The sequence below is a fragment of the Ensifer sp. YR511 genome (genome assembly GCF_900103045.1).
In the GTDB taxonomy this organism is placed as follows: domain Bacteria; phylum Pseudomonadota; class Alphaproteobacteria; order Rhizobiales; family Rhizobiaceae; genus Ensifer; species Ensifer adhaerens.
In genome coordinates this window covers 57,935-84,494 of record NZ_FNGR01000005.1, presented here as the reverse complement: position 1 = coordinate 84,494, position 26,560 = coordinate 57,935, and the positions used below count along the sequence as shown (strand labels likewise).

The 26,560-nt window shown below is 61.7% G+C and carries 30 protein-coding genes and 2 tRNA genes; 11 read left to right on the top strand and 21 right to left on the bottom strand.

The genetic code is table 11. The features are described 5' to 3' along the window. Positions 1 to 95 precede the first annotated feature (95 nt). Together glnA and BLU15_RS11850 are read right to left on the bottom strand one after the other, a co-directional pair. On the bottom strand, positions 96 to 1,505 hold the full coding sequence (glnA, locus tag BLU15_RS11855; protein WP_034791062.1) for a type I glutamate--ammonia ligase: 1,410 nt from the start codon (positions 1,503 to 1,505) through the stop codon (positions 96 to 98). A 65-nt stretch (positions 1,506 to 1,570) separates the two neighbouring features. After that, positions 1,571 to 1,909, bottom strand: coding sequence for a P-II family nitrogen regulator (locus tag BLU15_RS11850; RefSeq protein WP_003528058.1), 339 nt, complete (start codon positions 1,907 to 1,909; stop codon positions 1,571 to 1,573). A gap of 343 nt (positions 1,910 to 2,252) precedes the next feature. On the opposite strand from BLU15_RS11850, the gene BLU15_RS11845 reads away from it, so the two are divergent. Further along, on the top strand, positions 2,253 to 3,728 hold the full coding sequence (locus BLU15_RS11845) for an NAD(P)H-hydrate epimerase (protein WP_090295563.1): 1,476 nt from the start codon (positions 2,253 to 2,255) through the stop codon (positions 3,726 to 3,728). A gap of 71 nt (positions 3,729 to 3,799) precedes the next feature. Here BLU15_RS11845 and gpt read toward each other — a convergent pair whose 3' ends face one another. Next, a complete protein-coding gene (gene gpt / locus BLU15_RS11840) occupies positions 3,800 to 4,297 on the bottom strand; it encodes a xanthine phosphoribosyltransferase (RefSeq protein ID WP_034791068.1) in 498 nt (165 codons plus the stop codon). A gap of 129 nt (positions 4,298 to 4,426) precedes the next feature. Further along, the gene (locus tag BLU15_RS11835) at positions 4,427 to 5,182 is read right to left on the bottom strand and encodes a competence/damage-inducible protein A (RefSeq protein ID WP_090295560.1); all 756 of its coding nucleotides are present in this window, start codon (positions 5,180 to 5,182) and stop codon (positions 4,427 to 4,429) included. A 164-nt stretch (positions 5,183 to 5,346) separates the two neighbouring features. Between BLU15_RS11835 and wrbA the strand changes: the two genes are divergently transcribed. The 3 genes from wrbA to BLU15_RS11820 all read left to right on the top strand — a co-directional run bounded on the left by wrbA (position 5,347) and on the right by BLU15_RS11820 (position 6,717). Beyond that, complete coding sequence (wrbA, locus tag BLU15_RS11830; protein WP_034791083.1) at positions 5,347 to 5,946, top strand: NAD(P)H:quinone oxidoreductase; 600 nt, start codon at positions 5,347 to 5,349, stop codon at positions 5,944 to 5,946. Positions 5,947 to 6,175: 229 nt separating this feature from the next. Beyond that, positions 6,176 to 6,418 carry a DUF2188 domain-containing protein gene (locus BLU15_RS11825; RefSeq protein ID WP_034791085.1) on the top strand — a complete coding sequence of 81 codons (243 nt, stop codon included), beginning with the start codon at positions 6,176 to 6,178 and terminating at the stop codon, positions 6,416 to 6,418. Between the two features lie 80 nt (positions 6,419 to 6,498). Next, positions 6,499 to 6,717: a hypothetical protein gene (locus BLU15_RS11820; RefSeq protein WP_034791089.1), complete on the top strand. Its 219-nt coding sequence runs from the start codon at positions 6,499 to 6,501 to the stop codon at positions 6,715 to 6,717. Between the two features lie 84 nt (positions 6,718 to 6,801). Here the strand turns inward: BLU15_RS11820 and BLU15_RS11815 are convergent. The 5 genes from BLU15_RS11815 to BLU15_RS11800 all read right to left on the bottom strand — a co-directional run bounded on the left by BLU15_RS11815 (position 6,802) and on the right by BLU15_RS11800 (position 10,065). Next, positions 6,802 to 6,886, bottom strand: a tRNA-Leu gene (locus BLU15_RS11815). A gap of 70 nt (positions 6,887 to 6,956) precedes the next feature. Next, entirely contained in the window at positions 6,957 to 7,091 is a 135-nt protein-coding gene (locus tag BLU15_RS40635; protein WP_255380875.1) for a hypothetical protein, read from the bottom strand. Between the two features lie 132 nt (positions 7,092 to 7,223). Then, complete coding sequence (locus tag BLU15_RS11810) at positions 7,224 to 7,934, bottom strand: HAD family hydrolase (protein ID WP_210187439.1); 711 nt, start codon at positions 7,932 to 7,934, stop codon at positions 7,224 to 7,226. 4 nt (positions 7,935 to 7,938) lie between these two features. Next, on the bottom strand, positions 7,939 to 8,529 hold the full coding sequence (locus BLU15_RS11805; RefSeq protein ID WP_034791097.1) for a hypothetical protein: 591 nt from the start codon (positions 8,527 to 8,529) through the stop codon (positions 7,939 to 7,941). An 81-nt stretch (positions 8,530 to 8,610) separates the two neighbouring features. Beyond that, positions 8,611 to 10,065 carry a TrkH family potassium uptake protein gene (locus BLU15_RS11800; RefSeq protein ID WP_034791099.1) on the bottom strand — a complete coding sequence of 485 codons (1,455 nt, stop codon included), beginning with the start codon at positions 10,063 to 10,065 and terminating at the stop codon, positions 8,611 to 8,613. A 155-nt stretch (positions 10,066 to 10,220) separates the two neighbouring features. On the opposite strand from BLU15_RS11800, the gene ilvA reads away from it, so the two are divergent. After that, positions 10,221 to 11,468 carry a threonine ammonia-lyase gene (ilvA, locus tag BLU15_RS11795; protein ID WP_090295555.1) on the top strand — a complete coding sequence of 416 codons (1,248 nt, stop codon included), beginning with the start codon at positions 10,221 to 10,223 and terminating at the stop codon, positions 11,466 to 11,468. 74 nt (positions 11,469 to 11,542) lie between these two features. Continuing rightward, entirely contained in the window at positions 11,543 to 11,863 is a 321-nt protein-coding gene (locus BLU15_RS11790; RefSeq protein WP_090295552.1) for an HlyU family transcriptional regulator, read from the top strand. Between the two features lie 171 nt (positions 11,864 to 12,034). Here the strand turns inward: BLU15_RS11790 and BLU15_RS11785 are convergent, their stop codons facing one another. Continuing rightward, positions 12,035 to 14,008, bottom strand: a complete 1,974-nt coding sequence (locus BLU15_RS11785) for a bifunctional 2',3'-cyclic-nucleotide 2'-phosphodiesterase/3'-nucleotidase (protein WP_090295792.1) — start codon at positions 14,006 to 14,008, stop codon at positions 12,035 to 12,037. Positions 14,009 to 14,050: 42 nt separating this feature from the next. On the opposite strand from BLU15_RS11785, the gene BLU15_RS39515 reads away from it, so the two are divergent. Beyond that, complete coding sequence (locus BLU15_RS39515) at positions 14,051 to 14,227, top strand: hypothetical protein (RefSeq protein WP_156552957.1); 177 nt, start codon at positions 14,051 to 14,053, stop codon at positions 14,225 to 14,227. Positions 14,228 to 14,250: 23 nt separating this feature from the next. Continuing rightward, positions 14,251 to 15,498, top strand: coding sequence for a GGDEF domain-containing protein (locus BLU15_RS11780; RefSeq protein WP_176960284.1), 1,248 nt, complete (start codon positions 14,251 to 14,253; stop codon positions 15,496 to 15,498). 14 nt (positions 15,499 to 15,512) lie between these two features. On the opposite strand, the gene BLU15_RS11775 is transcribed toward BLU15_RS11780, so the two are convergent. Continuing rightward, positions 15,513 to 15,974 carry an Lrp/AsnC family transcriptional regulator gene (locus BLU15_RS11775; RefSeq protein ID WP_034791115.1) on the bottom strand — a complete coding sequence of 154 codons (462 nt, stop codon included), beginning with the start codon at positions 15,972 to 15,974 and terminating at the stop codon, positions 15,513 to 15,515. A gap of 155 nt (positions 15,975 to 16,129) precedes the next feature. Here BLU15_RS11775 and ald point away from each other — a divergent pair, with 155 nt between their 5' ends. Beyond that, positions 16,130 to 17,248, top strand: a complete 1,119-nt coding sequence (gene ald, locus BLU15_RS11770; protein ID WP_034791117.1) for an alanine dehydrogenase — start codon at positions 16,130 to 16,132, stop codon at positions 17,246 to 17,248. Positions 17,249 to 17,301: 53 nt separating this feature from the next. On the opposite strand, the gene BLU15_RS11765 is transcribed toward ald, so the two are convergent. The 5 genes from BLU15_RS11765 to BLU15_RS11750 all read right to left on the bottom strand — a co-directional run bounded on the left by BLU15_RS11765 (position 17,302) and on the right by BLU15_RS11750 (position 21,098). Beyond that, positions 17,302 to 17,769 carry a DUF1203 domain-containing protein gene (locus BLU15_RS11765; RefSeq protein ID WP_090295550.1) on the bottom strand — a complete coding sequence of 156 codons (468 nt, stop codon included), beginning with the start codon at positions 17,767 to 17,769 and terminating at the stop codon, positions 17,302 to 17,304. A gap of 92 nt (positions 17,770 to 17,861) precedes the next feature. Further along, complete coding sequence (locus tag BLU15_RS39975) at positions 17,862 to 18,425, bottom strand: GNAT family N-acetyltransferase (RefSeq protein ID WP_034791121.1); 564 nt, start codon at positions 18,423 to 18,425, stop codon at positions 17,862 to 17,864. Positions 18,426 to 18,429: 4 nt separating this feature from the next. Next, complete coding sequence (gene sseA / locus BLU15_RS39970) at positions 18,430 to 19,284, bottom strand: 3-mercaptopyruvate sulfurtransferase (protein ID WP_244546735.1); 855 nt, start codon at positions 19,282 to 19,284, stop codon at positions 18,430 to 18,432. A 16-nt stretch (positions 19,285 to 19,300) separates the two neighbouring features. Then, a complete protein-coding gene (locus BLU15_RS11755) occupies positions 19,301 to 20,050 on the bottom strand; it encodes an alanyl-tRNA editing protein (RefSeq protein ID WP_090295547.1) in 750 nt (249 codons plus the stop codon). A gap of 7 nt (positions 20,051 to 20,057) precedes the next feature. Beyond that, the gene (locus BLU15_RS11750) at positions 20,058 to 21,098 is read right to left on the bottom strand and encodes a cysteine synthase A (protein ID WP_090295546.1); all 1,041 of its coding nucleotides are present in this window, start codon (positions 21,096 to 21,098) and stop codon (positions 20,058 to 20,060) included. A 283-nt stretch (positions 21,099 to 21,381) separates the two neighbouring features. On the opposite strand from BLU15_RS11750, the gene BLU15_RS11745 reads away from it, so the two are divergent. Further along, positions 21,382 to 22,221 (top strand): SDR family NAD(P)-dependent oxidoreductase, encoded by an 840-nt coding sequence (locus tag BLU15_RS11745; RefSeq protein WP_090295543.1) that lies wholly within the window; start codon positions 21,382 to 21,384, stop codon positions 22,219 to 22,221. On the opposite strand, the gene BLU15_RS11740 is transcribed toward BLU15_RS11745, so the two are convergent. From BLU15_RS11740 to BLU15_RS11720, 5 genes are all read right to left on the bottom strand, one after another. Beyond that, positions 22,209 to 22,535, bottom strand: a complete 327-nt coding sequence (locus BLU15_RS11740) for an SMR family transporter (protein ID WP_034791131.1) — start codon at positions 22,533 to 22,535, stop codon at positions 22,209 to 22,211. The genes BLU15_RS11745 and BLU15_RS11740 overlap by 13 nt on opposite strands. Continuing rightward, entirely contained in the window at positions 22,522 to 22,893 is a 372-nt protein-coding gene (locus tag BLU15_RS11735) for an SMR family transporter (RefSeq protein WP_060517105.1), read from the bottom strand. The genes BLU15_RS11740 and BLU15_RS11735 overlap by 14 nt, the downstream gene beginning before the upstream one ends. A 78-nt stretch (positions 22,894 to 22,971) precedes the next feature. Continuing rightward, positions 22,972 to 24,225, bottom strand: a complete 1,254-nt coding sequence (locus BLU15_RS11730; RefSeq protein ID WP_090295540.1) for an SAM-dependent methyltransferase — start codon at positions 24,223 to 24,225, stop codon at positions 22,972 to 22,974. An 85-nt stretch (positions 24,226 to 24,310) separates the two neighbouring features. Then, positions 24,311 to 25,774 (bottom strand): cryptochrome/photolyase family protein, encoded by a 1,464-nt coding sequence (locus BLU15_RS11725; RefSeq protein WP_090295538.1) that lies wholly within the window; start codon positions 25,772 to 25,774, stop codon positions 24,311 to 24,313. A 98-nt stretch (positions 25,775 to 25,872) separates the two neighbouring features. Beyond that, positions 25,873 to 25,947, bottom strand: a tRNA-Asn gene (locus BLU15_RS11720). 159 nt (positions 25,948 to 26,106) lie between these two features. On the opposite strand from BLU15_RS11720, the gene BLU15_RS11715 reads away from it, so the two are divergent. Beyond that, positions 26,107 to 26,400 carry a hypothetical protein gene (locus BLU15_RS11715; protein WP_090295787.1) on the top strand — a complete coding sequence of 98 codons (294 nt, stop codon included), beginning with the start codon at positions 26,107 to 26,109 and terminating at the stop codon, positions 26,398 to 26,400. Positions 26,401 to 26,560 lie beyond the last annotated feature (160 nt).

Sequence of the window (26,560 nt, the reverse complement as noted above, 5' to 3'; positions counted from 1 at the left end):
GCGCGCCAAAGAAAAGGCTGGCGGCTCCGTTTGAGAAGCCGCCGGCCCTTGAGCACGGCTTGAACCGGTTGCCGATGCCGCCGGTTCCAATGGTTTTAGACCGAGTAGTACATGTCGTACTCGACCGGATGCGGGGTCATTTCGAAGCGCATGACTTCCTGCATCTTAAGTTCGATGAAGGAATCGATCTGGTCGTCGTCGAAGACGCCGCCGGCCGTCAGGTACTTGCGGTCCTTGTCGAGGCTTTCCAGCGCTTCGCGCAGCGAGCCGCAAACGGTCGGGATCTTCTTCAGTTCCTTCGGCGGCAGGTCATAAAGGTCCTTGTCCATGGCCTTGCCGGGGTGCAGCTTGTTCTTGATGCCGTCGAGGCCGGCCATCAGCATGGCTGCGAAGGCGAGGTAGGGGTTGGCGGTCGGGTCCGGGAAGCGGACTTCGACGCGCTTGGCCTTCGGGTTGGTGCCGAACGGAATGCGGCACGAAGCCGAACGGTTGCGTGCCGAATAGGCGAGCAGAACCGGTGCTTCATAGCCCGGGACGAGACGTTTGTAGGAGTTCGTCGACGGGTTGGTGAAGGCGTTCAGCGACTTGGCATGCTTGATGATGCCGCCGATGAAGTAGAGGCAGGATTCCGACAGGCCGGCATATTCATCGCCGGCGAAGGTCGGCTTGCCGTCCTTCCAGATCGACAGGTGTACGTGCATGCCCGAGCCGTTGTCGCCGAAGATCGGCTTCGGCATGAAGGTTGCCGTCTTGCCATAGGCATTGGCGACCTGGTGCACGACGTACTTGTAGATCTGCATCTTGTCGGCGTTGCGCACCAGCGCGTCGAACTTGACGCCGAGCTCGTGCTGGGCGGCCGCCACTTCGTGGTGATGCTTTTCGACGGTGACGCCCATTTCGGACAGAACCGTCAGCATTTCAGAGCGCATGTCCTGGCAGCTGTCGATCGGCGGAACCGGGAAGTAGCCGCCCTTGACGCGCGGGCGGTGGCCGAGGTTGCCGGTCTCATAATCGGTGTCGTCGTTCGACGGCAGTTCCGAGGAGTCGAGCTTGAAGCCGGTGTTGTACGGGTCGGCCTTGTACTTGACGTCGTCGAAGACGAAGAATTCTGCTTCCGGGCCAACGAAGACGGTGTCGCCGATGCCGGATGCCTTGAGGTAGGCTTCAGCCTTCTTGGCCGTGCCGCGCGGGTCGCGGTTGTAGGATTCGCCCGAAACCGGATCGAGAATGTCGCAGATGATGACCATCGTCGACTGCGCGAAGAACGGGTCCATATGCGCTGTTTCCGGATCGGGCATCAGCACCATGTCGGACTCGTTGATGGCCTTCCAGCCGCCAATCGAGGAACCGTCGAACATGACGCCATCGGCGAACATGTCTTCGTCGACGCAGACCACATCCATCGTTACGTGCTGCAGCTTGCCCTTGGGATCGGTAAAGCGCAGGTCGACGAACTTGACGTCGTTGTCCTTGATTTGCTTCAGAATATCGCTTGCAGTCGTCATTTGCCGTTATTCCCTGTGTGAGATGACGAGGATTTGAAAAGAACCGGGCCGAACGGCCCGTGATGTCAGATGGCGTCGAGGCCGGTTTCGCCCGTGCGAATTCGGATGACTTCTTCCACATTGGAAACGAAAATCTTTCCGTCACCAATGCGGCCGGTTTGCGCGGCGTTGCGGATCGCCTCGATGACGGCCTCCGCGTTTTCATCCGCCAGCACGACTTCGACCTTTACCTTCGGCAGGAAGTCCACCACGTATTCGGCGCCGCGATACAGCTCCGTGTGACCCTTCTGCCGCCCGAAGCCCTTGGCTTCCGTGACGGTGATACCCTGCAGACCGACTTCCTGAAGGGCTTCCTTCACTTCGTCGAGCTTGAAGGGCTTAATGATCGCTTCGATCTTTTTCATGAGAAAATGTCTCTCCGCTTCTCCCTTGAAAGCAGGATCATGCCCGCTCGCCCTGAATATGCACGTTGCATGCCAGTTTTTCTGCGAAAATCTGTCAGAACGACAAAAAATCTGCTGTCGGCGCGCCGATTGCGGGATTTCCATACCTTCGGCGGGCGCGATCTGCCTATTTTTTATGATTTCCGATCTAAAGATGCCCGCTTTTTGCGGCGTCTCCGCGTCATTGCTGGCGCAAAGCTTGTTATTTGAGCAACAATTATGTGCAAATGCATGATTTTAAGGCAATCGTGAAGGAGGAGCTGAGGCCTTGCTTCACGCGCGTGGGCATGGATAAGTCTGGCGCATGCGCTCCGACCTTCAGCACCTGTTGATCACGCCCGCCGAAATGACGGCAATCGACCGGGCGGCAGCCCAATCCGGCATCGATAGTTTTACGCTGATGCGCAACGCCGGACTGGCGGTGACGGCGGCGGCCCTGCGACATTTTCCGGATGCCCGCCGCTTCGTCGTGCTCTGCGGTCCAGGCAACAATGGCGGTGACGGGTACATCGCAGCCCGCGGCCTTGCCGAAAGCGGGGCGGATGCCGCGGTGTTCGTCCTCGGCGATCCCGCCAGGCTTCAAGGCGATGCAGCGCGGGCCTGGTCCGACTGGAGTGGTCCTGCTGCGCCAATCTCTGCATTCGAACCACAGGCTGGCGATGTCGTCATCGATGCGCTCTTTGGGGCGGGCTTGTCACGCGACCTCCCTGACGACGTCGCTCACCTTATAGAACGGGTCAATGCCAGCGGCGTTCCGGTCGTTGCCATCGATCTGCCGAGCGGCATCGACGGCCGGACGGGCGAGATCCGGGGCGCCGCCTTTGCCGCTCGCCACACCGTCACGTTCATGGCGCCCAAGCCCGGTCATTGGCTTCTGCCCGGGCGATCCCTCTGCGGCACACTCGAGGTGTTCGATATCGGCATTCCCGCGCGGATTGTGCGTGCCGGTGCAGGTTCGCTGCGCCTCATCGCGCCGTTCCTCTGGGCGGGCTGGGGAGGTGACCTGGCGGCCTCGACCCACAAGTTCAAGCGCGGGCATCTGGTCGTTTTCTCAGGCGACCGCCAAGCAACGGGCGCGGCGCGACTTTCGGCGGCAGCGGGCCTTGCGGCTGGCGCTGGCCTGGTTACCGTCGCCACCGGCAAGGCCGCGCTCGGCATCAATGCGTCTCATCTGACGGCGGTGATGGTGAAGGAGATAGAAGGAAGGCGGGAGCTTACCAAATGGCTACAGGACCAGCGCCTGGGAAGCTTCGTGCTTGGGCCGGGTTTTGGCATCGGCAAGAGGGCGAGGGACTTTGCGCTTGCGCTCTGCGATCGCTCTCTGGTGCTCGACGCCGATGGCATCACCTCGTTCCAGACGAACCCCGGCGAACTGTTCGCAGCGCTGGCGAAAGGCGGCGGGCAAATGGTGATGACGCCGCATGATGGCGAGTTCGCTCGCCTCTTTCCGGAGATCGCCGGAGACCATGGGCTTTCGAAGATCGAGAAAGCGCAGGCCGCGGCGCGGGCGAGCCATGCCGTGATCGTCCACAAGGGCGCCGACACCGTCGTTGCCGCGCCGGACGGGCGGGCCGTCGTCAACAACAATGCGCCGCCGTGGCTGGCAACCGCCGGATCAGGGGACGTACTTGCCGGCATCGTCGGCGCGCATCTGGCGAAAGGAATGCCGGCCTTCGAGGCGGCGGCCGCCGCGGTCTGGCGCCATGGCGCAGCGGGCGCCAAGGCAGGGCCAGGCTTGACCGCTGAAGCGCTAATCGGCGCGATACCGCCGATCAGCTGATCGAAAACGCGCGGCCCGACAAGTCACCGCTTGGAAAGGCGACGTACGCCGCATCCGGAACGTATGGGCAGTTAGCCGCGCGTGCCCTTGGCGATCGGCTCCTGGTAGGTGAAGCCCAAGTCCCAGGGGAAATAGATCCAGGTGTCCTGGCTGACTTCGGTCACGAAGGTATCGACGAGCGGCCGGCCCTTCGGCTTTGCGTAGACGGCAGCGAAATGCGCCTTCGGCAGCATTGCCCGTACTTCGGCCGCGGTCTTGCCGGTGTCCGTCAGGTCGTCGACGATCAGCACGCCTTCACCGCCGTCCTTGGTGATTTCAGGCGTGATGCCCTTCAGCACTTTCATCTGCCCCTGCGTGTCGTAGTCATGGTAGGAGGCGACGCAGACGGTTTCGATCATCCGGATATTGAGTTCGCGCGAAATGATCGCGGCCGGAACCAGGCCGCCACGGGTGATGCAAACCATGGCACGCCATTCCTGGCCGTTGTCGGCTAGCCGCCAGGCAAGCGCCCGGGCATCGCGGTGGAACTGGTCCCAGGAAACGGGAAAGGCTTTATCGGGCAGCGACATGGGTGGGCTCCGGCTTGTCTGAACGAGGGTAAGGCGAAGCGTCCGGCAGATCGGGCAGGCGGGAACGCGTCATCCTGATTTGCCGACATGCAATAACGGCATTGAGGCCTTGAGTGCAAGGGCTTCGCGCTATCCCTTTGCCCGCGCATCGGCGATTGCCTGGATCATCGCCTGGACATCAGCCTCCGCTGCAGCAAGCGCTTCCGGATCGCGGGCCCGCACGACGATATCCGTCGAGAAGGTCTTGCCGTCAAATTTCGGGTAGGAGCCGATGCTCGTCTCCGGATGGTTCTGCTGCACTTCGGTCAGCGGGCTGCCGATATCGCCCTCGCCGAAGGGCGAGCGTACGGTGCGGGAGAGGAGGGGCGAGCCGACGTTCAGGCCGGGCAGCAGCGCGTCGAGCATGGCCTGGAAGACCTGCGGCACGCCGGCCATGACATGCACGTTGCCGATGGCGAAGCCAGGCGCTGTCGATACCGGGTTGGGGATATGGCGTGCACCGAATGGCATGCGCGCCATGCGCTTGCGCGCGTCGGTAAACTCCATGTTGCGGCGTTCGTACATGGCGCCGAGCAGCGCCATCGCCTCGGACTCGTAGATGCATTCGACGCCGAAGGCGCGAGACACGGCATCGGCCGTGATGTCGTCATGCGTCGGGCCGATGCCGCCGGATGTGAAGACGTAATCGTAGCGGCTGCGCACCGCGTTGATCGCCTCGACGATCGCCGCCTCGTCGTCGGCGACGATGCGCACTTCCTTCAGGTCGATGCCGACCATGGTCATCATGTCGGCGAGGTGACCGATGTTCTTGTCCTTGGTTCGCCCCGACAGAAGTTCGTCGCCGATGGCGACCATGGCGGCAGTGACGACTTTTATGCTGCTCATCGGGTGATCCTGTTTGTTTAGTCAGTCATTTAACAGTGAATTATTATTGTTCACATTGCGAGAACAGTCTGTTTCCCGGACGGCTCCTCGCATGCGGCTGCATTTTGATAAATCTTCCGCGCAGCAGTGATCAAGTGGGATCGCTTGTATCCAAAGGAGCAATTATGGCCAAGGTTCTCGTTCTCTACTATTCGGCATACGGACACGTCGAAACCATGGCTTACGCCGTGGCCGAAGGCGCCAAGTCTGCCGGCGCCGAAGTCGACGTCAAGCGCGTTCCGGAACTGGTGCCGGACGAGATCGCCAAGGCCTCTCATTTCAAGCTCGACCAGGCCGCGCCGATCGCCCATGTCGAGGAGCTTGCCCAATACGACGCGATCATCTTCGGCGCCGGCACGCGCTTCGGCACCGTTGCTTCGCAGATGCGCAACTTCATCGATCAGACGGGTAGCCTGTGGGCGTCTGGCAAGCTGGTCGGCAAGGTCGGCTCGGTCTTCACGTCCTCGGCCACCCAGCATGGCGGTCAGGAATCCACCATCCTCGGCTTCATTCCGACGCTGATGCATCACGGCATGGTCGTCGCTGGTCTTCCCTACGCCTTCCAGGGCCAGATGGGCCTTGACGAAATCAAGGGCGGCTCGCCCTATGGCGCCTCGACGATCACCGATGCCGACGGCTCGCGCCAGCCGTCCGAGGTCGAACTCCAGGCGGCCCGCTTCCAGGGCGCGCACGTCGCCAAGATCGCTGCGAAGCTTTCGGCCTGATCATTTCGACGCAATCGTTTCAAGAGCTTAGGCGGCACCGCAAGGGGCCGCCTTTTTGTTTTGCGGCTAGCCTTTCCGGGTGATTCGCGAATGTGGCAATTCGTACCACACTTGTGCTAATATCCGCGGCGTTCGGCATTGAGTATGCCTTTGACGAGGAGGAATGCAGGGCCGTGCGGCAACGGCCCGCCGAAGACGGAAACGTCTTTCGGATTATCGGGAGGGAAGTATGGCGCGAATTACGTACACCATCGTTCCTCATGACGGCGGATGGGCCTATAAGGCCGCCGACGCCTTTTCGGAACCCTTTCCCAACCGCGAAACGGCGCTTGCCGCCGCCAAGGCCGCCGCCGCCGAACAGCAAGTCGGCGGCGACGACGAGGAGATCAGCTTCCAAGACGAAGAGGGCCACTGGCACTTCGAACACACGGATGGCGGCGATCGGCCTGAAGCGACCGTCGAAGACGGCTGAAACGGTCAAGGCGACCGGCTCATTGCGAACACATAGCGTTTAGTATTGCGTGCACACCATCTCTCCACGGAGGATATTCGATGCACTACAGCGTTCAGATCTTCACCTGGACCCCGCGGCAGGGTGTCCACCAGGTCGGATCGGCAATCGAGGTGGACGCCCCCAATTCCAAGGCGGCAGCGGTCTCGCTTCTCGGCCTCAGGCTGGAAAACCAGGGATGCGCAACGAAACTCGCCGTCCGCGTCTGGCACGACGACGCCTACCAGGCGGAATGCGATTGTTATTACTACAACAACTGAGCGGCCAGTCTCGCCGGCGCAACGTCTCGCTCTCCTGAGAGCGTCGGATGCGCCTATCCTGTTGATCCTTGAAAACCGATTGCCTGGTGCGGGCGGCGGGGATCGAACCCGCACAGCCAAGGCCGAGAGATTTTAAGTCTCTTGCGTCTACCAGTTTCGCCACGCCCGCATACAGCCTAGATCAAACACTCAGGTCAAACAGTCAAGGGTGATCGGGGGTTTCGGGGTGGACAACGCGCTTAGGCGCGCTGTTCTCTCGTCTTCATGAAGTAGAAGACGGCCGCGGCAATCAGTGCCCCAAGGCCGTAGACGATAAACGCGTCGACAAACGGCCAGCCCGAATTGAACGAGTAGATGGCGGGTGCGGGAAACAACAGAACCGCCGAAAACAAGCGCCAACATTGGTTCCCCTCATCTAAGCCACCATGGGGACGATAAGCTGACTCGTGTATCATCGATACGAATCATCTTATAGTTTCAATCGACTTGGCGCTTGCGGACGACAGTCAAGCCTTCAGTGTCAAGCGCTCAAGGACCGTGGCCAACCCGCCGAGATCCGCAATCTCGCGAAAACGCGGATGGTCCTCCGGCTTATCGTGGTGTTCGAACGACCAGGTGAGCGCGTGCGGGACATAGACACCCCAGCTTCCGGCACCGAGTGCAGGCACGATATCCGACTTCAGCGAATTGCCGACCATCATGCTTTTCAGCGCTCCGTCGCCGTGGCGTTTGAAGATGCGCTCGTAGGTGGCGACGGTCTTGTCGCTGACGATCTCGACGGCGTTGAAGTAGTCGCCAAGGCCGGAGGCGGCGAGCTTGCGCTCCTGGTCGAAGAGATCGCCCTTGGTGATCATGACAAGTCGAAAATGGCCGTGAAGCGCCTCGAGGGTTTCCTTGACATGCGGCAGCGGCTCGACCGGGTGCACGAGCATGTCGCGCCCAACGGCGAGGATTTCTGCGATGACCGAGGAGGGGACTTTGCCACCGGTAACGTCAACGGCGGTTTCGACCATGGAGAGCACGAAGCCCTTAATGCCGAAGCCGTAGAGCCCAAGGTTGCGCTTCTCTGCGGCAAGCAGCCGGTCGGAGAGATGTTCGGTGTCGGTGTGCGGCCTCAGAAGCTCGGCGAAGCGCGCTTCCGTCAGCCGGAAGAACTGCTCGTTCTGCCAGAGTGTATCGTCGGCATCGAAGCCGACGGTCGTTACAGTATGGGGCATAATATTACGGTCCGGCAATCTTGAAGGGTTGGTCGACGCTGGCACTTTTGCCGCTGTTGACGTCATTGAAGTGGAAGCGCAGCACATAGTCGCCGGCAGGCGCGCCGGAAACGTCGATGGTCAGCGTCGAATAGATTTCCTGGTTTCTGAGGTGGCCGGTGAAGGTGAAATCGCCGAACGCCTTCTGGCCGGCGAGCACGTCGCCCTTCGGATTGAGAATATCGAAATCAACGGTGAAGTGGCTTTCGAGTTGGCCTTTCGTTGCCGAATCCTTCCAGGTGAGGCCGATCGGCTCGATATAGGAGATCAGCGACTCTCCCTCCTTGAAGACTGCGCCCTCGCGCGGATCGTACATGGCGTAGCCAGTCGGCGCCTTGGTCACGAAAACCGCCTTGCCGATCGCCAGCGGCAACGTTTGCGAAAAGTCGCTCATCGCCTGGCGGAGCAGGTCATGGGCTTTCGCCGCGTCGCCGGAAGCCGCGAGCTTTTCGGCCTGCACCGCCGCGTCGGCAAGCGGGCCTGCATGGGCCGCGAGACCAGCCGAAAGCGTCACGGCGGCGGTCAGCATCGCCAGACGACGTATATGTTTCACCATGACGTTCCCCCATCGCCGGTTTCGACCGACTTTCGGCATCTGCTGCACCGAGTCAAGACGATAGGGCCGCCAGGCGAATGGTCAATGCTTCCAGAAGACCGGCGTCAGGATTACCAGCACGGTCAGCACTTCGAGACGACCGAGCAGCATCATCAGCGACAGCAGATAGAGTTCGGGATCGCCGAGCGTCGAGAAGTTGCCGGCCGGCCCGATGATCGGACCAAGGCCCGGGCCGACATTGGAAAGGCAGGTAATGACGGCCGAGGTGGCGGTGACCAGATCGTAGCCGAGCGCGCCCATGGCGAGACTGCCGAGCACCCAGAGCAGCATATAGGTGATGAAGAACAGGAAGATGGAGCGCTGCGTGTCCGCGTCGACGGTGTTGCCGCCATAGCGCACCGCATAGATCGCATTGGGGTAGACGATCTTGTTCAAACCCGACCGGATCGCATTGAAGAGCACGATGAAGCGATAGGCCTTGATGCCACCGGCGGTCGAGCCGGAGCAACCGCCCATGAAGGTGGCGATGAAGGCTGCGATGACGACGAAGGGTCCCCAGAGGCTGTAGTCCTGGCTGGCATAGCCGCTGGTCGAGAGGATAGAGGTGATGTTGAAGAAGGAGTGTGCCAGCGCCAGATGGAATTCCACGCCATTGGCGAGCCGATGATAGACGGCAACGGCAATCGAGAAGGCCGAGAGATAGCCGAGGAACACGATGATCTGCGGGTCGCGCAGCGCATCCAGCCTGCCACGGGCGACCAGCACGATCAGGATCGAGAAGGGCAGGCTGCAGAGCGCCATAAAGAAGGTGGCGGTCCAGAGCAGCGGAATGCTGCCGAAATAGGCGAAGGATGCGTCATGGGTGGAAAAGCCACCCGTCGCCACCGTCGACATCGCGTGGTTGATCGCATCGAAGCGGTTCATGCCCGTCAGGAAATAGCCGATCGTGCAGAGAAGCGTGATGACGACATAGATCGCGAGGAAAGCGCGGCTGAAGCTCGCGAGCCGGGCAAATGGTTTGTCACCGGTGTCGGAGGATTCCATCTTGAAGAACGACATGCCGCCGACCCTGAGATAGGGGATGATGAACAGGCCGAGCACGACGATGCCGATGCCGCCGAGCCAGCACAAAAGTGACCGCCAGAGGAGGAGCCCGGGCGGCGCATCGTCCAGACCGACGATCACTGTCGCACCGGTCGTCGTGATGGCCGAGACGGATTCGAACAGTGCCTGGGCAAAATCGAGCTTCATCGATGACAGCCAGAGCGGGATCGCGCCGACAACCGAGAACACGGCCCACAGCATATTGACGAGAACAAAGCCGAACTTCTTGGAGAAGGGCGGCGGGCCCATGCGCGTCGCCATGAAGGTCGCAAGCGAAAGGCCGCCGACCATGAACGCCGAAGCGGCAAAGATCTGCCAATCCGAATGGCCGTAATAGAGATCGACCATCGCCGGCACCAACATGGCGCAGGCAAGATATATGCCGAGGATCGCCGAAATGTGCACGGCATGCCGGATCAGGGTTGCGTTCAAGCGTTTATTTCCCGGAAGAACAGTGTGGCCGTGCCGGTGGAACGGTCAGTGCGTCATTTTCAACGTCGGCCCGATTCGAGTCAAAGCCATGGCTTCGGGCGTTGCGATGTGCAATAGCGACGGCCAGCGACCAACTCAACGGAAGACCGCACGTGATGAAGCAGGATGTCGAAACCGCAACCGAAGCCTTGCGGGAGATCTTCCCGCCGACGCCGCTGCAGCTCAACGAGCATTTGAGCGCACGCTACGGTGCGAATATTTATCTGAAGCGCGAGGATCTTTCGCCGGTTCGCTCCTATAAGATCAGGGGCGCCTTCAACTTCTTCCGCAAGGCGATCGGTGCCGGCGCCTCGGGTAAGACCTTCGTCTGCGCCTCGGCCGGCAACCATGCCCAGGGCTTCGCCTTCGTCTGCCGCCATTTCGGCGTTCCGGGTGTCGTGTTCATGCCGGTGACGACGCCGCAGCAGAAGATCGACAAGACCAGGATGTTCGGCGGCGAGTTCATCACCATCAAGCTGGTCGGCGATATCTTCGACCAGTGCTACAAGGCGGCCCGCGATCACGTGGACGCAATCGGCGGTGTCATGGTGCCGCCTTTCGACCACGCCGACATCATCGAGGGACAGGCAAGCGTCGCGGCGGAAATTGCCTGGCAACTGCCGGAAGAGGTGGTTCCGGATCTCGTCGTGCTGCCGGTTGGCGGTGGCGGTCTTGCCGCCGGCGTCACCGGCTACCTCAAGGATAAGGTTGCAGCCGATCACTTCATCTTCTGCGAGCCGTCGGGTGCGCCGAGCCTGCGCGAAAGCCTGGAAACCGGCAGCGTCGTGACCCTCGATCAGGTCGACAACTTCGTCGACGGTGCCGCGGTTGGGCGCATCGGCGACCTCAATTTTGCGGCACTTCGGCGTTTCTCGCCTGACCAGGTCATGTTGCTGTCGGAGAACGCGATCTGCCAGACGATCATCGACATGCTGAATGTCGAAGGCGTCGTGCTTGAGCCGGCTGGCGCTCTTTCGATCTCGGCGCTGGAAGCGCTGGGACCGGAGACGCTTGCGGGCAAGACGGTGGTCGCGGTCGTTTCCGGCGGCAACTTTGATTTCGAGCGCCTGCCTGACGTCAAGGAGCGGGCGATGCGCCACGCCGGCCTCAAGAAGTACTTCATCCTGCGCATGGCACAGCGGCCGGGCGCGCTCCGCGACTTCCTCAACCTGCTCGGCGACGAGGACGATATCTCGCGCTTCGAATATCTGAAGAAGTCAGCGCGCAACTTCGGTTCCATCCTGATCGGCATCGAGACGAAACATGCCGAGAATTTCCCGGTGCTGAAGGCTCGCTTCGACGCCGCGGGGCTGCGCTACCAGGACATTACCGAGAACGAGATCCTTTCCAACCTCATCATCTGACGGGAGTGGGCGTCGCGGTCAATTATCGGCACTTAGGCTTTGACAGTGTCGGCCGCGGCGTCTAAGTCTTGGGCATGGCATCGTTTTTCTCGAAATTGTTCGGCCGATCCGGCAACTCCGAAGACCAGGCGCAGGCAGCACCGGGGAAATCCGAGGCCTATGCGGATTGCACCATCCGTGCGACACCGATGCGCGAGGGCTCGCAGTACCGTCTGGCGGGTAACATCGAGAAGGCCTCGGCCGAAGGCGGCGCCAAGGTTCGCAGCTTCATCCGTGCCGATCTCTTCACGTCCGAGCAGGACGCGATCGACGCGGCGCTGCGCAAGGGGCGCCAGATCATCGACCAGACTGGCCCGTCGCTGTTTTCCGACGTCGCCTCGTCGCGCCAGGTCTGAGCCGGCCTGTCTCTTCAAGATAATCTAATGTAAACATAAGCTTGCCTGTCGAAGCTCATGTCTTGCGGTAGGAATGCCGTGGACTTGTGTCGGCGGTTCAGCCGGCTGGTCGACTGCGCGCCAAGTGTGTGGGCGGCCGCAAGCGGCAGCCCACACTGATCGGTTGGGGGCTCAGAGCTTAATGCGGAAGCGCGCAAAACCTTCGGCGGCGTCGCCAGCGTCCTCGATCGTCACGCCCTTCACCTGTGCCAGGAACTGCCGTGCCTTCGGTCCACTGTCAAATGTCACGCTCGTCCCGGCGAGCGGAACGAAGGTCCAGTTGGCGTCGGCCGACGGATTGATCGTGCCCTGGTCGATGATGTAGCGCACCACCACATCGCGGTTGGTGTCGGGAGCCACGAACACCACCTTGTCGGCGGTGATGTCGGGGAAGTTGCCGCCGCCGCCGGCCCGGTAGTTGTTGGTGGCGACGACGAATTTCTGCGCCGGATCAATCGCTTGTCCATTGAACTGCAGGTTCTTGATGCGGTTCGAGGCGGCGTTGATCGTGTTGCCGTCCTTGTCGAACTTCGGCGGTACGGAAAGGTCGATTTGATAGGTGACCCCATCGATGACGTCGAAATTGTAGGACGGGAAGCCACCATTGATCAGCGGCGCGTCGGAAGCCCCCGGCTTGACCTCGTTGAAGATGCCGGCCGACATTTCCAGCCAGTTGCGCACCTGTTCGCCTGTTATGACCACGGCCTGCACCGTGTTCGGATAAAGGTAGAGATCGGCGACGTTCTTGATCGCGATGTCGCCGGCCGGGACGTCTGTGTAGTAATCGGCGCCGCCGCGGCCGCCGGCCTTGAAGGGGGCCGCGGCCGAAAGCACCGGCAGGTCGCGGTGCTCGGTGTCCTTCAGCATGTCCTTGATGTACCAGGTCTGCGCCTGGCTGACGATCTGGACCGACGGGTCGTCGGCAACCAGGGCGAAGTAGGAATAGAGCGGCGCGCTGGTCTTGCCGACGGGTGTGCGCACATAGGCAAGCGTCGCCTCGTGGTCCTTTTGTGCGGCGGCCAGAACGTCTTTTCGATCGGCGACTTCAGCCACGACTTTCTTTTCAACGCGCCGATAGATCGGCCGCGCTTCGCTTGTCGAGTTGACGACGCGCCAGGCGCCACCCTCACGCTCGATCAAGAGGTCGATCAGGCCGAGATGCGAACCCCAGAAGCCGCCCATGACGCCGGGCTTGCCGGAGATCAGGCCCTTTTTGTTGTCGACGCCGCCAACGCCGTCGAACTTCGGCCCAGGAAAATCGAGATGGCTGTGACCGGTGACGATCGCATCGATGCCTTCGATCGCGGCGAGCGGAACGGATGCGTTCTCGAGGTTCTCCGCATAGGCTTCCTGGCCAATGCCGGAGTGGGAGAGCGCCACGACGATGTCGGCGCCTTCCTCGCGCATCTGCGGCACCCAGGCTTCCGCCGCCTTGACGATGTCGCGGGCATTGGCCTTGCCCTCCAGGTGCTTGGCGTCCCAGGTCATGATCTGCGGCGGTACGAAGCCGATGAGACCGATGCGGATCTGATGCTCCTGGCCGGAACCGTCCTTCACCTTGCGGTCGAGGATGACATAGGGCTTCAGGAACAGCTCATCCTCCCGCGCACTGGCGGCAAGCGCTCCCTTCGTCAGGTTGGCGCAGACGAGCGGGAACTTCGCCCCGTTCAGCACCTTGAACATGAAGTCCAGGCCATAGTTGAATTCGTGGTTGCCGAGCGTGCCACAGTCATAGCCGAGCACGTTCATGGCCGCGACGATCGGGTGGAGATCGCCGTCCTTCATGCCACGCTGATAGGCGATGTAGTCGCCCATCGGGTTGCCCTGCAGGAAGTCGCCGTTGTCCACGAGGATGGAGTTGGTCGCTTCGGCGCGGATGGCGTCGATGATGGAGGCGGTGCGCGCAAGGCCGACCGTGTCGTTCGGCTTGTCGCCGTAATAGTCGTAGGGGAAGACGTGGACGTGCAGGTCCGTCGTTTCCATGATCCTAAGATGCGCCTGGTTGGCGGCAGCGCGAACCGAGAATGGATGCAAGATGACGAGTGCCGAGGAGGCTGCGGCCCCCGCAAGAAGCGAGCGGCGCGTGAGGTTAAGCGGGGAAGTCATCGATGTCATGCGGTCCTCCATTGATCAAGAATGCGGGTCTTCATGGAAAAGGAATACAATTGGGGGTTTTGTTCGCTGGCGGGCGAACGACGGTGGGTTGGCGCTGAATATGCCGGAAAGCTGGCGTTTCCGAAAGCGGCAGATTTTCGCACTGAAAGGTCGAGCAACAGCGGACACCCGGTAAAGTTTTCTTCAAGTTTCCTGGTTAACGGTGCTTGAGGAAACGGAACCTTCTCAAGCACATGCCAAACGCCAACCTTATTCTCTTCGTCGGCGAGGCACTGGTCTACGTCACGGCGATGATCGGGCTTTTGCACCTTCGTGCCCGGTTGGGTCTCGGGGTCTTTGTCGCGGCCCTCGGCGTCATGCACTTCATCGAGACCTATCTTGCCGCGGTCTTTTATGTGCAACTGCCGTTCGGCGTGATTTCGCCCGGATCGGCCGTGCTGTTCTCCGGCAAGCTGATGATGATCCTCCTCCTCTATGTGAAGGAGGACGCAGCAACGGTGCGCCAGCCGATCTATGGTCTGCTCGCCGGCAATTTCCTGACGGTGGCGCTCAGCCTTCTGCTGCGGCAGCACGATACGGTGTCGATCGTGGCGGAGCGCTCCGCCGACCTCGCCTTCATCGACGAGATGGGGTGGCTGATGGTCTGGGGAACGACGATCCTCTACTTCGATGCGCTGATGATCATCCTGCTCTATGAGCGCCTCGGGCGGTGGTTGCGTCACTTCGTGACCGTCCGTTTCCTCATCTGCGGTTTCGTGGTGCTCACCTTCGATCAGGCCGCCTTCTATGCGGCGCTGCGCTGGTGGAACGGCGCGCCGGCCGAGGTCTTCTGGGGCGGCTGGATGGCGAAAATGCTGGCAGCACCCTTCTATGCCATTGCCGTCGGGCTTTATCTCAACCTCTCGCGCCACCCGTCGCTTGCCATGTCGGACCGGCCGCTTGGCGACATCTTCAACACGCTGACCTTCCGTGAGCGCTACGAGGACCTCTTGTCGCGCTCCGGGCAGGACACGCTGACGGGCTCGCTCGACCGTAGCCGGTTCGAGGCCGAGGCACCGGCAATGCTGCGCGCCGCGAGCGCCGAAAACGCAGCCGTGACGCTGATGATCATCGACGTCGACCACTTCAAGGGTGTGAACGATCGATTTGGCCACCTGGAAGGGGACCGTGTGTTGCAGCGTCTGGTGGAAACGGTGAAGTCGAAATTGCGCCCGGTCGACCGGCTGTTTCGCTATGGCGGCGAGGAATTCGTGATCCTGTGTCCGGCAATGATGCATGCCGATGCGCTGCGCCGCGCCGAGGAGATCCGGATTGCGATCTCAGATCAGATTGCGACGCCGGACGGTCGCTCGGTTACGGCGAGTATCGGGCTTTCTTCGACGCCTACCGATGGGGTCTCTGTCGAGGATTTACTGGCGCAGGCCGATCTGAGGCTCTACGCCGCCAAGGGACGCGGCCGCAATTGCGTCGTCGGCCGATAGGTTTTCGGCCGCTTTCAGATGCCGACATTGGGCCGATCGATGATTTCGCGCAGCGAGAAGCTGGAATTGATCTTCACCACATGGGGCAAGGCCGAAAGCCAGTCACGGTGAATGCGTTCGTAGTCTTGCAGATCCTTGGCCGCGACCCGCAGGATGTAGTCATATTCTCCCGACATCAGGTAGCAGACAAGCACGTTCGGACAGAGCTTTACCGCTGCCTCGAATTCGGCGAGCGTCTTTGCGAACTGCCCCGAGAGCGAAATATGCACGATGACCATGATCTGGTAGTCGAGCGCCTTGTGGGCGATCCGCGCATGATAGCCGGCGATCGTTCCCGATTTTTCCAGGATGTCGACGCGCCGAGAACAGGCGGACGGAGAGAGTCCGACCTTCGCTGCGAGGTCGGCATTCGAGATCCGGCCGTTCTGCTGAAGAATGCGCAGAATCGCATGATCGATGGCATCAAGTTCGCTCATTCGTGATTTCCCTCAATCCTGCGCCCATTGTCGCAACATTCTTCGAAATCAATGCGCGCTGTCTTTCGTCTTTGCAAGGACATTCGATTGTCGGCGTGTTTTGCTGATTGCCTCATCAAAAGCGGCGCAAAGCCCAACAGGAGAGGAACGCAAGGATGCGTGTCGGTTGCCCGAAGGAAATCAAAAACCATGAATATCGTGTCGGCTTGACGCCCGGCTCGGTGCGTGAATATGTTGCCCATGGCCACGAGGTAATCGTGGAGACCAAGGCCGGGGCAGGGATCGGCGCGGACGACGATGCGTACCGTGCCGCTGGCGCGAAAATCGTCGCGACGGCGAAGGACGTGTTCGAAAAGTCGGACATGATCGTCAAGGTCAAGGAGCCGCAGCCCTCCGAATGGGCGCAACTGCGCGAAGGCCAAATTCTCTATACCTATCTGCATCTTGCGCCCGATCCGGAACAGACCAAGGGCCTGTTGAATTCCGGCGTCACGGCGATTGCCTATGAAACCGTCACCGACGATCGCGGCGGCCTTCCGCTGCTTGCGCCGATGTCGGAAGTTGCCGGGCGCTTGGCGATCCAGGCCGGTGCGACCTCGCTGCAAAAGGCCAATGGCGGCCGCGGCATCCTGCTCGGCGGCGTGCCGGGCGTGCTGCCGGCCAAGGTGACCGTCATCGGCGGCGGTGTCGTCGGCCTGCATGCCGCCCGCATGGCGGCGGGTCTTGGCGCTGACGTCAGCATCATCGATCGCTCGATCCCGCGTCTGCGCCAGCTCGACGATCTCTTTGCCGGCCGCGTGCACACGCGCTATTCGACCATTGACGCGCTGGAAGAGGAAGTGTTTTCAGCCGATCTTGTCATCGGCGCCGTGCTCATCCCGGGGGCGGCAGCACCAAAGCTTGTGACCCGCGAAATGCTGACCGGCATGAAGAAGGGGGCTGTCATCGTCGATGTCGCCATCGACCAGGGCGGCTGCTTCGAAACCTCGCATGCCACGACCCATTCCGATCCGACCTATGAAGTCGACGGCATCGTGCATTACTGCGTTGCGAACATGCCGGGTGCCGTGCCGGTGACCTCGGCGCATGCGCTCAACAACGCGACACTGCATTATGGTCTGCAACTCGCCGACAAGGGCCTGAAAGCGATTGCCGAAGACCGGCATCTGCGCGCCGGCCTCAACGTGCACCGCGGTCGCGTCACAAACGCACCCGTCGCTGAAGCACTCGGCTATGATGCCTATGCGCCGGAAGCGGTGCTGAACGTCGCCTGACGGAATTGATCCAGCGGCCCGGCAGCGATGCCGGGCCGGTTGCCACGAAGGCGTCAGGCGGTGACGATCCGGCACTGGTAGCAGCTGTACTTGGTCGAGCGCACATGGACGGCTGAAATGTCGGATTGTGCCAGCAGTTCATTCGCTCGAGTTTCAAGCTGTTCCCTGGCGATTACGTCACCGGTCCCATAGACGATCCGTTCGTCGGGGCCGTAGCCGCGCAGGAGATAGCTGTCACGCGAGCTCAGGATCGGCGGCAGGGTTTCGCCATCATGCGCCGGGCACGCCTCGGCGTGCATGAACACCGGGCCGGTTTCCGCATAAGGCTGCAATGAGGAAAACGGTCGAAGCGCGAAAACCAAATAGGGCGCGCCGGCTTCGACATAATCCAGGCAATGACGGCACGGTACGCCGTCGCCATCGGAGATCTGTCGCTCCGGCGCATTGCCATACGCGTCCAGCCCGCCCTCTCTCATCCGGCGGGCTTCCGCGTCAGACATCGGAATATAGCGCAGCGACATCGTGTATCTCCTTGATCGGCTTGAATTGTTCGATCAGGAGAGTGCACCGGCCGCAGCCATCGGGACACCCGGAACTTGCCGGATGGTGTTCGTCAGAGGTTTTTCACCAGGCTCAGAAGCTCGGCATCGGTCAAAGGCTCGACCGTGGCCTCGCGGGTCGCGACTGGCGAGAAGCCGAATTGCTGATAGAGCTGCAGCGCGCGGGGATGGTCGAGGTTGTTGGTGGTCACCTTCAGCTTGCTCGGATTCAGCGCCCAGGCGGCAAACAGCGTCTGCAGCAGGAACCATTTGCCGAGCCCGAGGCCGAGTGCGTGTTCCATCAGCCCGAAATGCACAAGTTCGACCACATCGTCGTCGCCCTGATGCAGTTCGAAGAATCCGGCCGGCGCGCCGTTGACGTAAAGAACCGTCACGCTCCTCCGCTTGTCGCCAAGCAGTGCTGCCAGATCCTCGTCGCTCATCCGCAGCCGTTCGGTCCAGTGCCAGCGACGTCCGACGCGCAGATAGAGAAACCGATAGTAGCCGAGCGGAATGTCGGAGACGCGCAGGATCGCCGTCTGGATATTGACCGGCATCGGCAGGCTCTGCTTCGGCGGAGCGGTCATTTCGAGTTCGGTGACGTGCGCCGTCAGTGAGGCGAGCTTCGGAGGGCGCATGGCGTCACTCGCGACCTGTGACGACGGCGGTGTCGGTGCGGCCACCCCATTCCGACCAGGATCCGTCATAGAGCGTGTTGTCGGTGTGGCCGAGCGACTGTAGCGCCAGGGTGATGATGGCGGCAGTTACGCCCGATCCGCAGGTCGTGACCACGGGCTTCGAAAGATCGACGCCGGCCGCTGCGAAGGTCTGGCGGAGGCTCTCAAGATCCTTGAGCTTCCCGTTTTCCGAAAAGACGCCGGAAGGAAGGCTGTGGGCGCCGGGCATGTGACCGGAACGAAGGCCGGCACGCGGCTCGGCTTCCTCGCCATAAAAACGCGGGGCGCCACGGGCATCGGCGATCTGGATCGCGCCGTCGGCGACGATCTGCTTCATTCCGGCCAAGGAGGTAACGGCGGTGGGCGTAAAGCTCGGCTTGAACGTGGCCGGCTTGGGCGAGGGGACATCCGTGCTGACGGGTCGGCCTTCCCGGTTCCAGCCGTCCATGCCGCCATCCAGCACATAGACATTCTTGGCACCCATGATGCGCAGTTCCCACCAGACGCGCGGCGCCGTCATGATGCCCGGGCCGTCATAGACGACGATCGTATCCGTCTCGCTGACGCCAAGCGTGCCGACGGCTTCAGCAAAGGCTTCCGGCGAAGGCAGCGTATGCGGCAGGCCGCTCGTATGGTCGGCAATGGCGTCCTGGTCGAAGAAGACAGCACCGGGAATGTGGCCGGCGTCGTATTCCGCCTTCGGGTTGCGCTTCTGTGCCGGCAGGTACCACGAGGCGTCCAGGATCCGGATCGAGGGATCGCCGAGGCGCTCCTGCAGCCAATCGGCGGAAACGACAAAGGCGCTCTTGTTGTTGGTCACGATCGCAACTCCTTACTCAAACTGATGCGCGGTCTTCGGCGCTGCCGAAGCGGATACGGAACCGGCGGTTCTCCTTACCCTTTTTCTCGATCTTGGCGATGTGGATGGCGCCGACTTCCTGCGTCTCCGACACATGCGTACCGCCGCAGGGCTGGCTGTCGACCGCCGAGTTCTCGCCGATGCAGACAAGGCTGACGCGCCCAAGGCCGATCGGCGGGCGAACATTCTTCGACTTGACGATGCCGGGGTTGGCGGCCAGCTCGTCATCGGTGATCCACTGGACGTAAACGGGGTGGTTTTCGTCGACGAGCTTCATCAGTGCTGTTGTGACCTCGTCCCGGTCGATCGTCTCGTTCATGTCGAAATCGACACGGCTCTCGTCCTCGCCGACCGACGCTCCGGTGATCGGGAAGGGGCAGACGACCGAAAGCAGATGGCAGGCCGTGTGCATGCGCATCAGCCGGTAGCGGCGCGGCCAGTCGATGTGCAGAACCAGCTTCTCGCCGATCTCGGGCGCCGGCTGGCCCTCGGCTGGCACATGGATGATGATATCCTTGGTCTCCCCATGGCGGGCGACCGCGATGTCGATGCGGCTGCCATCGGCGCGCTCCAGAAAGCCCGCATCGCCAGGCTGGCCGCCGGAGGTGGCATAGAAGCAGGTCTGATCAAGCTCGATCCCGCCATCTTCGAGGATTCCGGTGACGCTGGCCTCACATGTCGAGAGGTAGAAGTCGTCACGGAAGAGGGCAGTCACGGTCCTGGTCATCGCATTCCTATCCAACTGATTCGTATGGCACTGCAATGTTGGAAGCCGTCTTCAACCACGTCGGCACCGGCAGCCCCTTGGAGGCGAGGAAGTCCGGGTTGAAGAGCTTCGACTGATAGCGGTTACCATAGTCGCACAGGATCGTCACGATCGTATGTCCCGGCCCGAGGTCCTTGGCGAGCCGCACGGCCCCGGCGATGTTGATGCCCGTCGAGCCACCCACGCAAATGCCTTCCCGTTCGATCAGGTCGAAGACGTAAGGCACGGCTTCCGAATCGGGAATCTGGTACGAGAAGTCGGGTGTGAAGCCTTCCAGATTGGCGGTGATTCGGCCCTGGCCGATGCCCTCGGTGATCGAGCTTCCTTCGGATCTCAGTTCGCCATTGGCGTAGAAATTGTAGAGGGCCGCACCTTGCGGGTCCGCCAGGCCGATCTTGACCGCGGGGTTTTTGGCTCTGAGGCCCTGGGCGACGCCGGCCAGCGTGCCGCCGGAGCCGACGGCGCAGATGAAGCCGTCGACCTTGCCGTCCGTGTCGCGCCAGATCTCGGGCGCCGTGGACTCCACATGGGCGTCACGGTTGGCGACGTTGTCGAACTGGTTGGCCCAGATCGCCCCGTTTGGCTCGGTCTTGGCCAGTTGCTCGGCGAGGCGGCCGGAGATCTTCACGTAGTTGTTGGGGTTCTTGTAGGGAACGGCCGGTACTTCGACCAGCTCGGCGCCGAGCAGCCGCAGGGCGTCCTTCTTTTCCTGGCTCTGGGTTTCCGGAATGACGATGACGGTGCGGTAGCCGAGCGCCTGGCCGACCAGCGCCAGGCCGATGCCGGTATTGCCGGCCGTACCTTCGACGATGACACCGCCCGGCCGCAACTGGCCGGTGCGCTCCGCATGGCGAATGATCCAGAGCGCCGCGCGGTCCTTCACCGATTGTCCGGGGTTCAGAAACTCGGCCTTGCCGAGGATCGTGCAGCCTGTCGCGTCGGATACGGATTTCAGCCGGATCAGAGGCGTGTTTCCGATTGCTTCGAGCACGGACGGGAGAATGGCCATTTTCAGAACCTCGTGTTTGAGGACAGGCACCGCGGTAAGGCGGCACGTACCAGGTAAAAGCGAACGGCGGCCAGCGAATATCGACAACGTTCCGGGACCGCCGAAATGTTGGCGTGTTTTCGGCTCAGCCTGCACTTCAGGCAAGAAATAGCGTTTCGCCGTCGCTCTGTCCCGAACAAAAATCGTCTCCAGGGACTGCGAGAGCCGGCGGCAAGGAGCGCTGCCGCGAAGAAGGGTCGGGCAAGGGCGTACGTGTTTCCCGGCGCGTGCCGAGGAGTGAGTGATGAGTATTCAATCTACGAAATCGGAACAGAAACTGGCTTGGGTGACGGGCGCAAGCTCGGGAACCGGGCGGGCACTGGCGCTCGCGCTGGTGCGGGAAGGCTATTCCGTCGTCGTGACGGCGAGAAACCACGACAGGCTCGTGGACCTGCAGCATGAAGCAGCAAGCGAAGGGCGGATCACCGTGCTCGACGGCGATGTCACCGACCCTGCCGACATGGAGCGGGTGATGGCGGCGATCGAATATGATCACGGGCACCTTTCACTCGTGGTGCTGAACGCCGGGGTCGCGCTGCCGGTGCGCGGAGACGAGCTTCACCGCGAGGCCTTCGAGAAGAGCTTTGCCGTCAACCTCAACGGCGTCGTCAACTGTCTCTTGCCGGCGGTGGACCACATGAAGACGCAGGGGTACGGACACATCGCCATCGTCTCGTCGGTGGCCGGCTACGGCGGACTGCCGACCAGTGCCGCCTATGGCGCCACCAAGGCCGCGCTGATCAATATGGCGGAAAGCCTGAAGTTCGATCTCGACCGGCTCGGCGTCCGGCTGCAGATCATCAGCCCCGGCTTCGTCGATACGCCCGGGACCGCGCGCATTCGCTTTCTGCGACCGGCGCCGGTGAACAGTGAAGAGGCGGCAAGGCGCATCGTTGCCGGCCTGAAGTCGCGAAGGTTCGAAATTGCCTTCCCACGCCGGTTTGCCTACGCGGTGAAGCTCATGGACCTGCTGCCCTACAGCCTCTATTTCCGCCTGCTGAACTGGCTGACCCGCGGCAAGACGGAGGCCATGGAAGGACAGAAGCGCGCCGGACCCGGCGGGCGCCCGCGTCAGGCGGTGTGAAGCACCAGCACCGCGCCGAAGATGAGCGCCAGTCCGACCCAGCCGATCGGCTTCAGCTTCTGACCGAACAGGAAGCGGCCGCAGATGGCCGTCCCGAAGATCCCGGTTGCGCCAAGTACGGCATAGGCGATGGCGAGCTCCATGCCCTTGATGGCTTCCGCCAGGAAGGCAAAGGCGGCGAGCACTAGCAGAATCGAAAGGATGCCCCAGCCGCGGCGGGCGAACCCTTCCGATTTCGTCGAGGCGAGGTTGGCCGCAATATCGAGGATGCCGGCCACGACCGCGAGAACGAAGTAGATGCTAGGCGCGCTCATCGGCGGCTCCTTCACGCGCTGCCTCGTCCTCGTCATGATACTCGCCGGCATTGACGAGCAGGATGCCGACGATCGCCATCGAAAGCCCGAGCATTTCGCGTCCGGTCAGCACATGGCCGAAGACGAAAACCGAAACCAGGGTGATGATGGCGACGCCCGAACCTTCCCAGATCGCATAGGCGACGCCGACCGATATCGTCTTCACCGCCTTTGCCAGGAAGACGTAGGAGAGTGCGATCGAGACATACATGACGATGTGGCCGAGATAGGAGCCGCTTTCGGAAGCGGCCTTCATCACCGTCAGGCCCACCACTTCGGTCGCGATGGCGAGCGCGAGGAAAAACCATGCAAGACGCATGCTGTACCTTTGAACAGAAACTTGGATCGACCGCCTCTTAAGCGCTACGGGTGACGCGGTAAAGACGCGCCGTGCGCTTCACTCGAAGACGATCTGCCGGACGTCGATGTTGCGGGCACGGAACCCGGCCTCGCAGTAGTAGAAGTAGAACTCCCACAGCCGCTTGAAGCGCAGGTCGAAGCCGAGCGGCTCGATCCTGTTCCAGACCGCCCAGAACCGCTCCCGCCATTCGCCGAGTGTGCGGGCATAGTCGACGCCAAAGCCGAAGTCGTTGATCATCTGCAGGCCGACATTGCGGCCAAGCTCGACCAGATGCTCGCGCGTTGGCAGCATGCCGCCCGGGAAGACGTATTTCTGGATGAAATCCGGATTGGAACGATACTCCTCGTAGGATTCGGGCTTGATCGTGATGATCTGCAGTCCGGCCTTGCCCCCGGGTTTCAGGCACCGCTTCAGCTGCGAGAAATAGGTTGCCCAGAATTTTTCGCCGACGGCCTCGAACATCTCGATCGAGACGATGCGGTCATAGGTACCCCTTTCTTCACGATAGTCCTGGAACTTCAATTCGACCCGGTCGGCAAGGCCCGCACGCTGCATGCGTTCGCGTGCGAAGGCCAGTTGCTCGCGGCTGATCGTCAGCCCGGTGATCTTGCAGCCGATTTCCGTTGCCGCAAATTCGGCAAAGCCGCCCCAGCCGCAGCCGATCTCAAGCACATGATCGCCGGTGCGCAGGTTCGTCGCTTCCGCGAGCGCGCGGTATTTGGCTTTCTGCGCTGAGCGCAGATCATTGGCGCCCGTTGCATAAAGCGCAGACGAATAGGTCATGCTCGGATCCAGCCATTCGCTGTAGAAGGCGTTGCCGAGGTCGTAATGGGCCGAGATGTTGCGGCGCGCGCCGGAGTGGGTGTTGGCATTGCGCCAGTGCAGGAACTTGTCGAAAAGGCGCAGGAGCCCGCGCGCACGGTTCGGAAAATTCCTGCCGATTTCGGCGTTGACGAGGAACAGTTCGAGAAAGGCGCCGACATCGGGACTGTCCCAGTCGCCGTCGATGTAGCTTTCCGCAGCCCCGATGGTGCCGCCCGAGATAGCACGCTGCGGCAGGTTCCAGTTGTTGAGGTTGAGGATGGCGCTGGGGCCGGCCCTGGCGCCTTTGATCACCAGCCTGCGGCCGTCTGGCGTGGCGAGCATCAACGTTCCCACCTGAAGGTGCACCAGGGCGCCAAGCACCATGCGCGCCTTGAGCGGAAATTCCCGCACGGCCGTCGCCAGATTTTCGGAAGATAGCTCCACCGCACCGGCAAATGCAGCAAAATCGGCTTCCAGGTTACGCATACACCACCCCCTCAGCTGTTGCATCCGTAACGTGAGCCTAGCCGCAATCGGGCGAGACGCCAACTGAGGAATTCTACCGGAGGCTCTACGTCTCCTCGGAAACTCCCGGTGCGCTTGTGATCTGCCGGAAGGCTGCCAGTGCCCGATCGCGGGCAAGGGCATGGTCGACGATCGGTTTCGGGTAGGTCGTGCCGAGTTCGATGCCGGCTTCGGCAAGGGTCGTGGCGGGCGCTGCAAAGGGGCGATGGACATAGCGCGGGTGGAGGCGCTCCAGCTCTGGCACGAAGCGCTTCACATAGAGACCGTCGGGATCGAATTTCTCCCCTTGCAGGAGCGGGTTGAAGATGCGGAAGAACGGTGCGGCGTCCGCGCCCGATCCGGCGACCCATTGCCAGCTTGCGGCATTGTTGGCCGGATCCGCGTCGACCAGCGTGTCACGGAACCAGGCTTCTCCCTTGCGCCAGTCGACGAGCAGGTCCTTGATGAGAAAGGAGGCGACAATCATGCGAACGCGATTGTGCATGTAGCCGTGGCGCCATAGCTGGCGCATGCCGGCATCGACGATCGGGTATCCGGTGAGCCCTCTGGTCCATCGAGTAAAATCGTCCTCGTCGTTCAGCCAGTGGAAGCGGTCGAATCGACGGTCGAGGTTGCGGCGGCCAAGCTCAGGATAATGAAACAGCAGATGATAGGAGAATTCGCGCCAGGCGAGTTCCTTGCGGAAGGTGGCCGCCCCTTCGCCGCTATCGGCCTGGGGCCCAGCTGCCGCATGCCAGGCCTGCGCCGGCGAAATTTCGCCAAAGGCGAGATGAGGCGAGAGCAGGGATGTGCCATCCGCGTCGGGAATGTCGCGGCAGCGTTTGTAGGCGTCGAGCTTCTCATCGACGAATTCTTCGAGACGGGTGGCCGCACCGTCTTCGCCCGGCGTCCAGACCTCGCTGAATGTCGCCGCCCAGTCCGGTTTCGTCGGCAGCAGCGACCAGTCGTCAAGGCGTTCCGATCGCGGCCATGCTCCCGGGGCTGCGATATGGTGCGGCCGGTCGATCGGCGGTGCTGGCTCGTTTTTCAGTTCGAGCGCGCGCCAGAACGGCGTGAACACGCGGTAGGGGCCGCCCGTCGTCGTCAGCAGCCGCATGGGCTCATGCAGCAATTGTCCTGCAAAGCTCTCCGCGATGATTCCCCGCTCGGCCAGCGCCTTCTTGAGCGCGGTATCCGTGGCGATGCCGTTCGGGTCGTAGCGCCGGTTCCAGTAGATGCGCTCCGCACCGCTTGCGCGCGCAATCTCGACAATCACGTCAAGCGGCGCGCCTGATCGAAGAACGAGGCGAGAAGCGTGCCGCGCGAGACTTGCGCCCAAGGCCTCGAGCGAATGGTGCAGCCACCACGCCTGCGCCGCCCCGAGCGGACCGTTGCCGCTGTCGGCGGGTTCGCGAATATAGAGGGGAATGACGGCTGCCTCGCCGGCGGCAGCCGAGAGGGCGCGATTGTCGGCCAGGCGGAGATCCTTGCGGAACCAGACGATGATGGGCGGCGCCGCGGCCTTTGTCATAAAGAACCATCGGGGGGTTGGGGATTGATCACTTGGAGAACATAGGTGCAAAATGAAAAAAAGCCATTCGCATCGCTGCAAATGGCTCTTTTAGAAAGTGGCTCCCCGGGCCGGATTCGAACCGGCGACCTGTCGATTAACAGTCGAATGCTCTACCGCTGAGCTACCAGGGATCATCCGCGCCGCTGTTGTGCTGTGCGCTTCAGAAGTGAGGCTGCTAATACGCATGCTTTTCTGATTTGCCAAGCGCTTTTTTCAAAAAAAATGACAAGTTCCGTTGCGAGGCTGTGGAGAAGTCCCCAATTGTGGGAAAACACGCCGGATAGGGAATGATGAATAAAAACAGGAAGCAGACGCATTTCGGCATTGATCCGCAAACACGACAAGTCGTGCTGGGAAAATGGCGTATCGCGTTGCCCGACTCGCCCCTGCTGCGGATCCTGCTGGGTTCGCTGCTGGTGTTTTGTGGTTTTCTCGGTTTCTTGCCCGTGCTGGGCTTCTGGATGATACCGTTGGGCCTGATCGTGCTTTCCCACGACATTCCCTCGGTTCGCCGCCGCCGTCGTCGTCTGGCCGTCTGGTGGGCGCGCTGGCGCGGGAAGGCCAACTCCTCGAACGGCTCCTGAGGCGGACGCCGATTTAACGATCTTGTTGTCGAGGGCAGGGCGGTCGGCAGTTTTCGGTTCCTCGCGGCCGTCCCGTAGCAATTCCGAATCTCTCAACAAGGGCCGTGGCCGCGCAGGCGAATGACCGGTTCCTCGCGGTCTTCCCCTCTGTTGGGGTGCC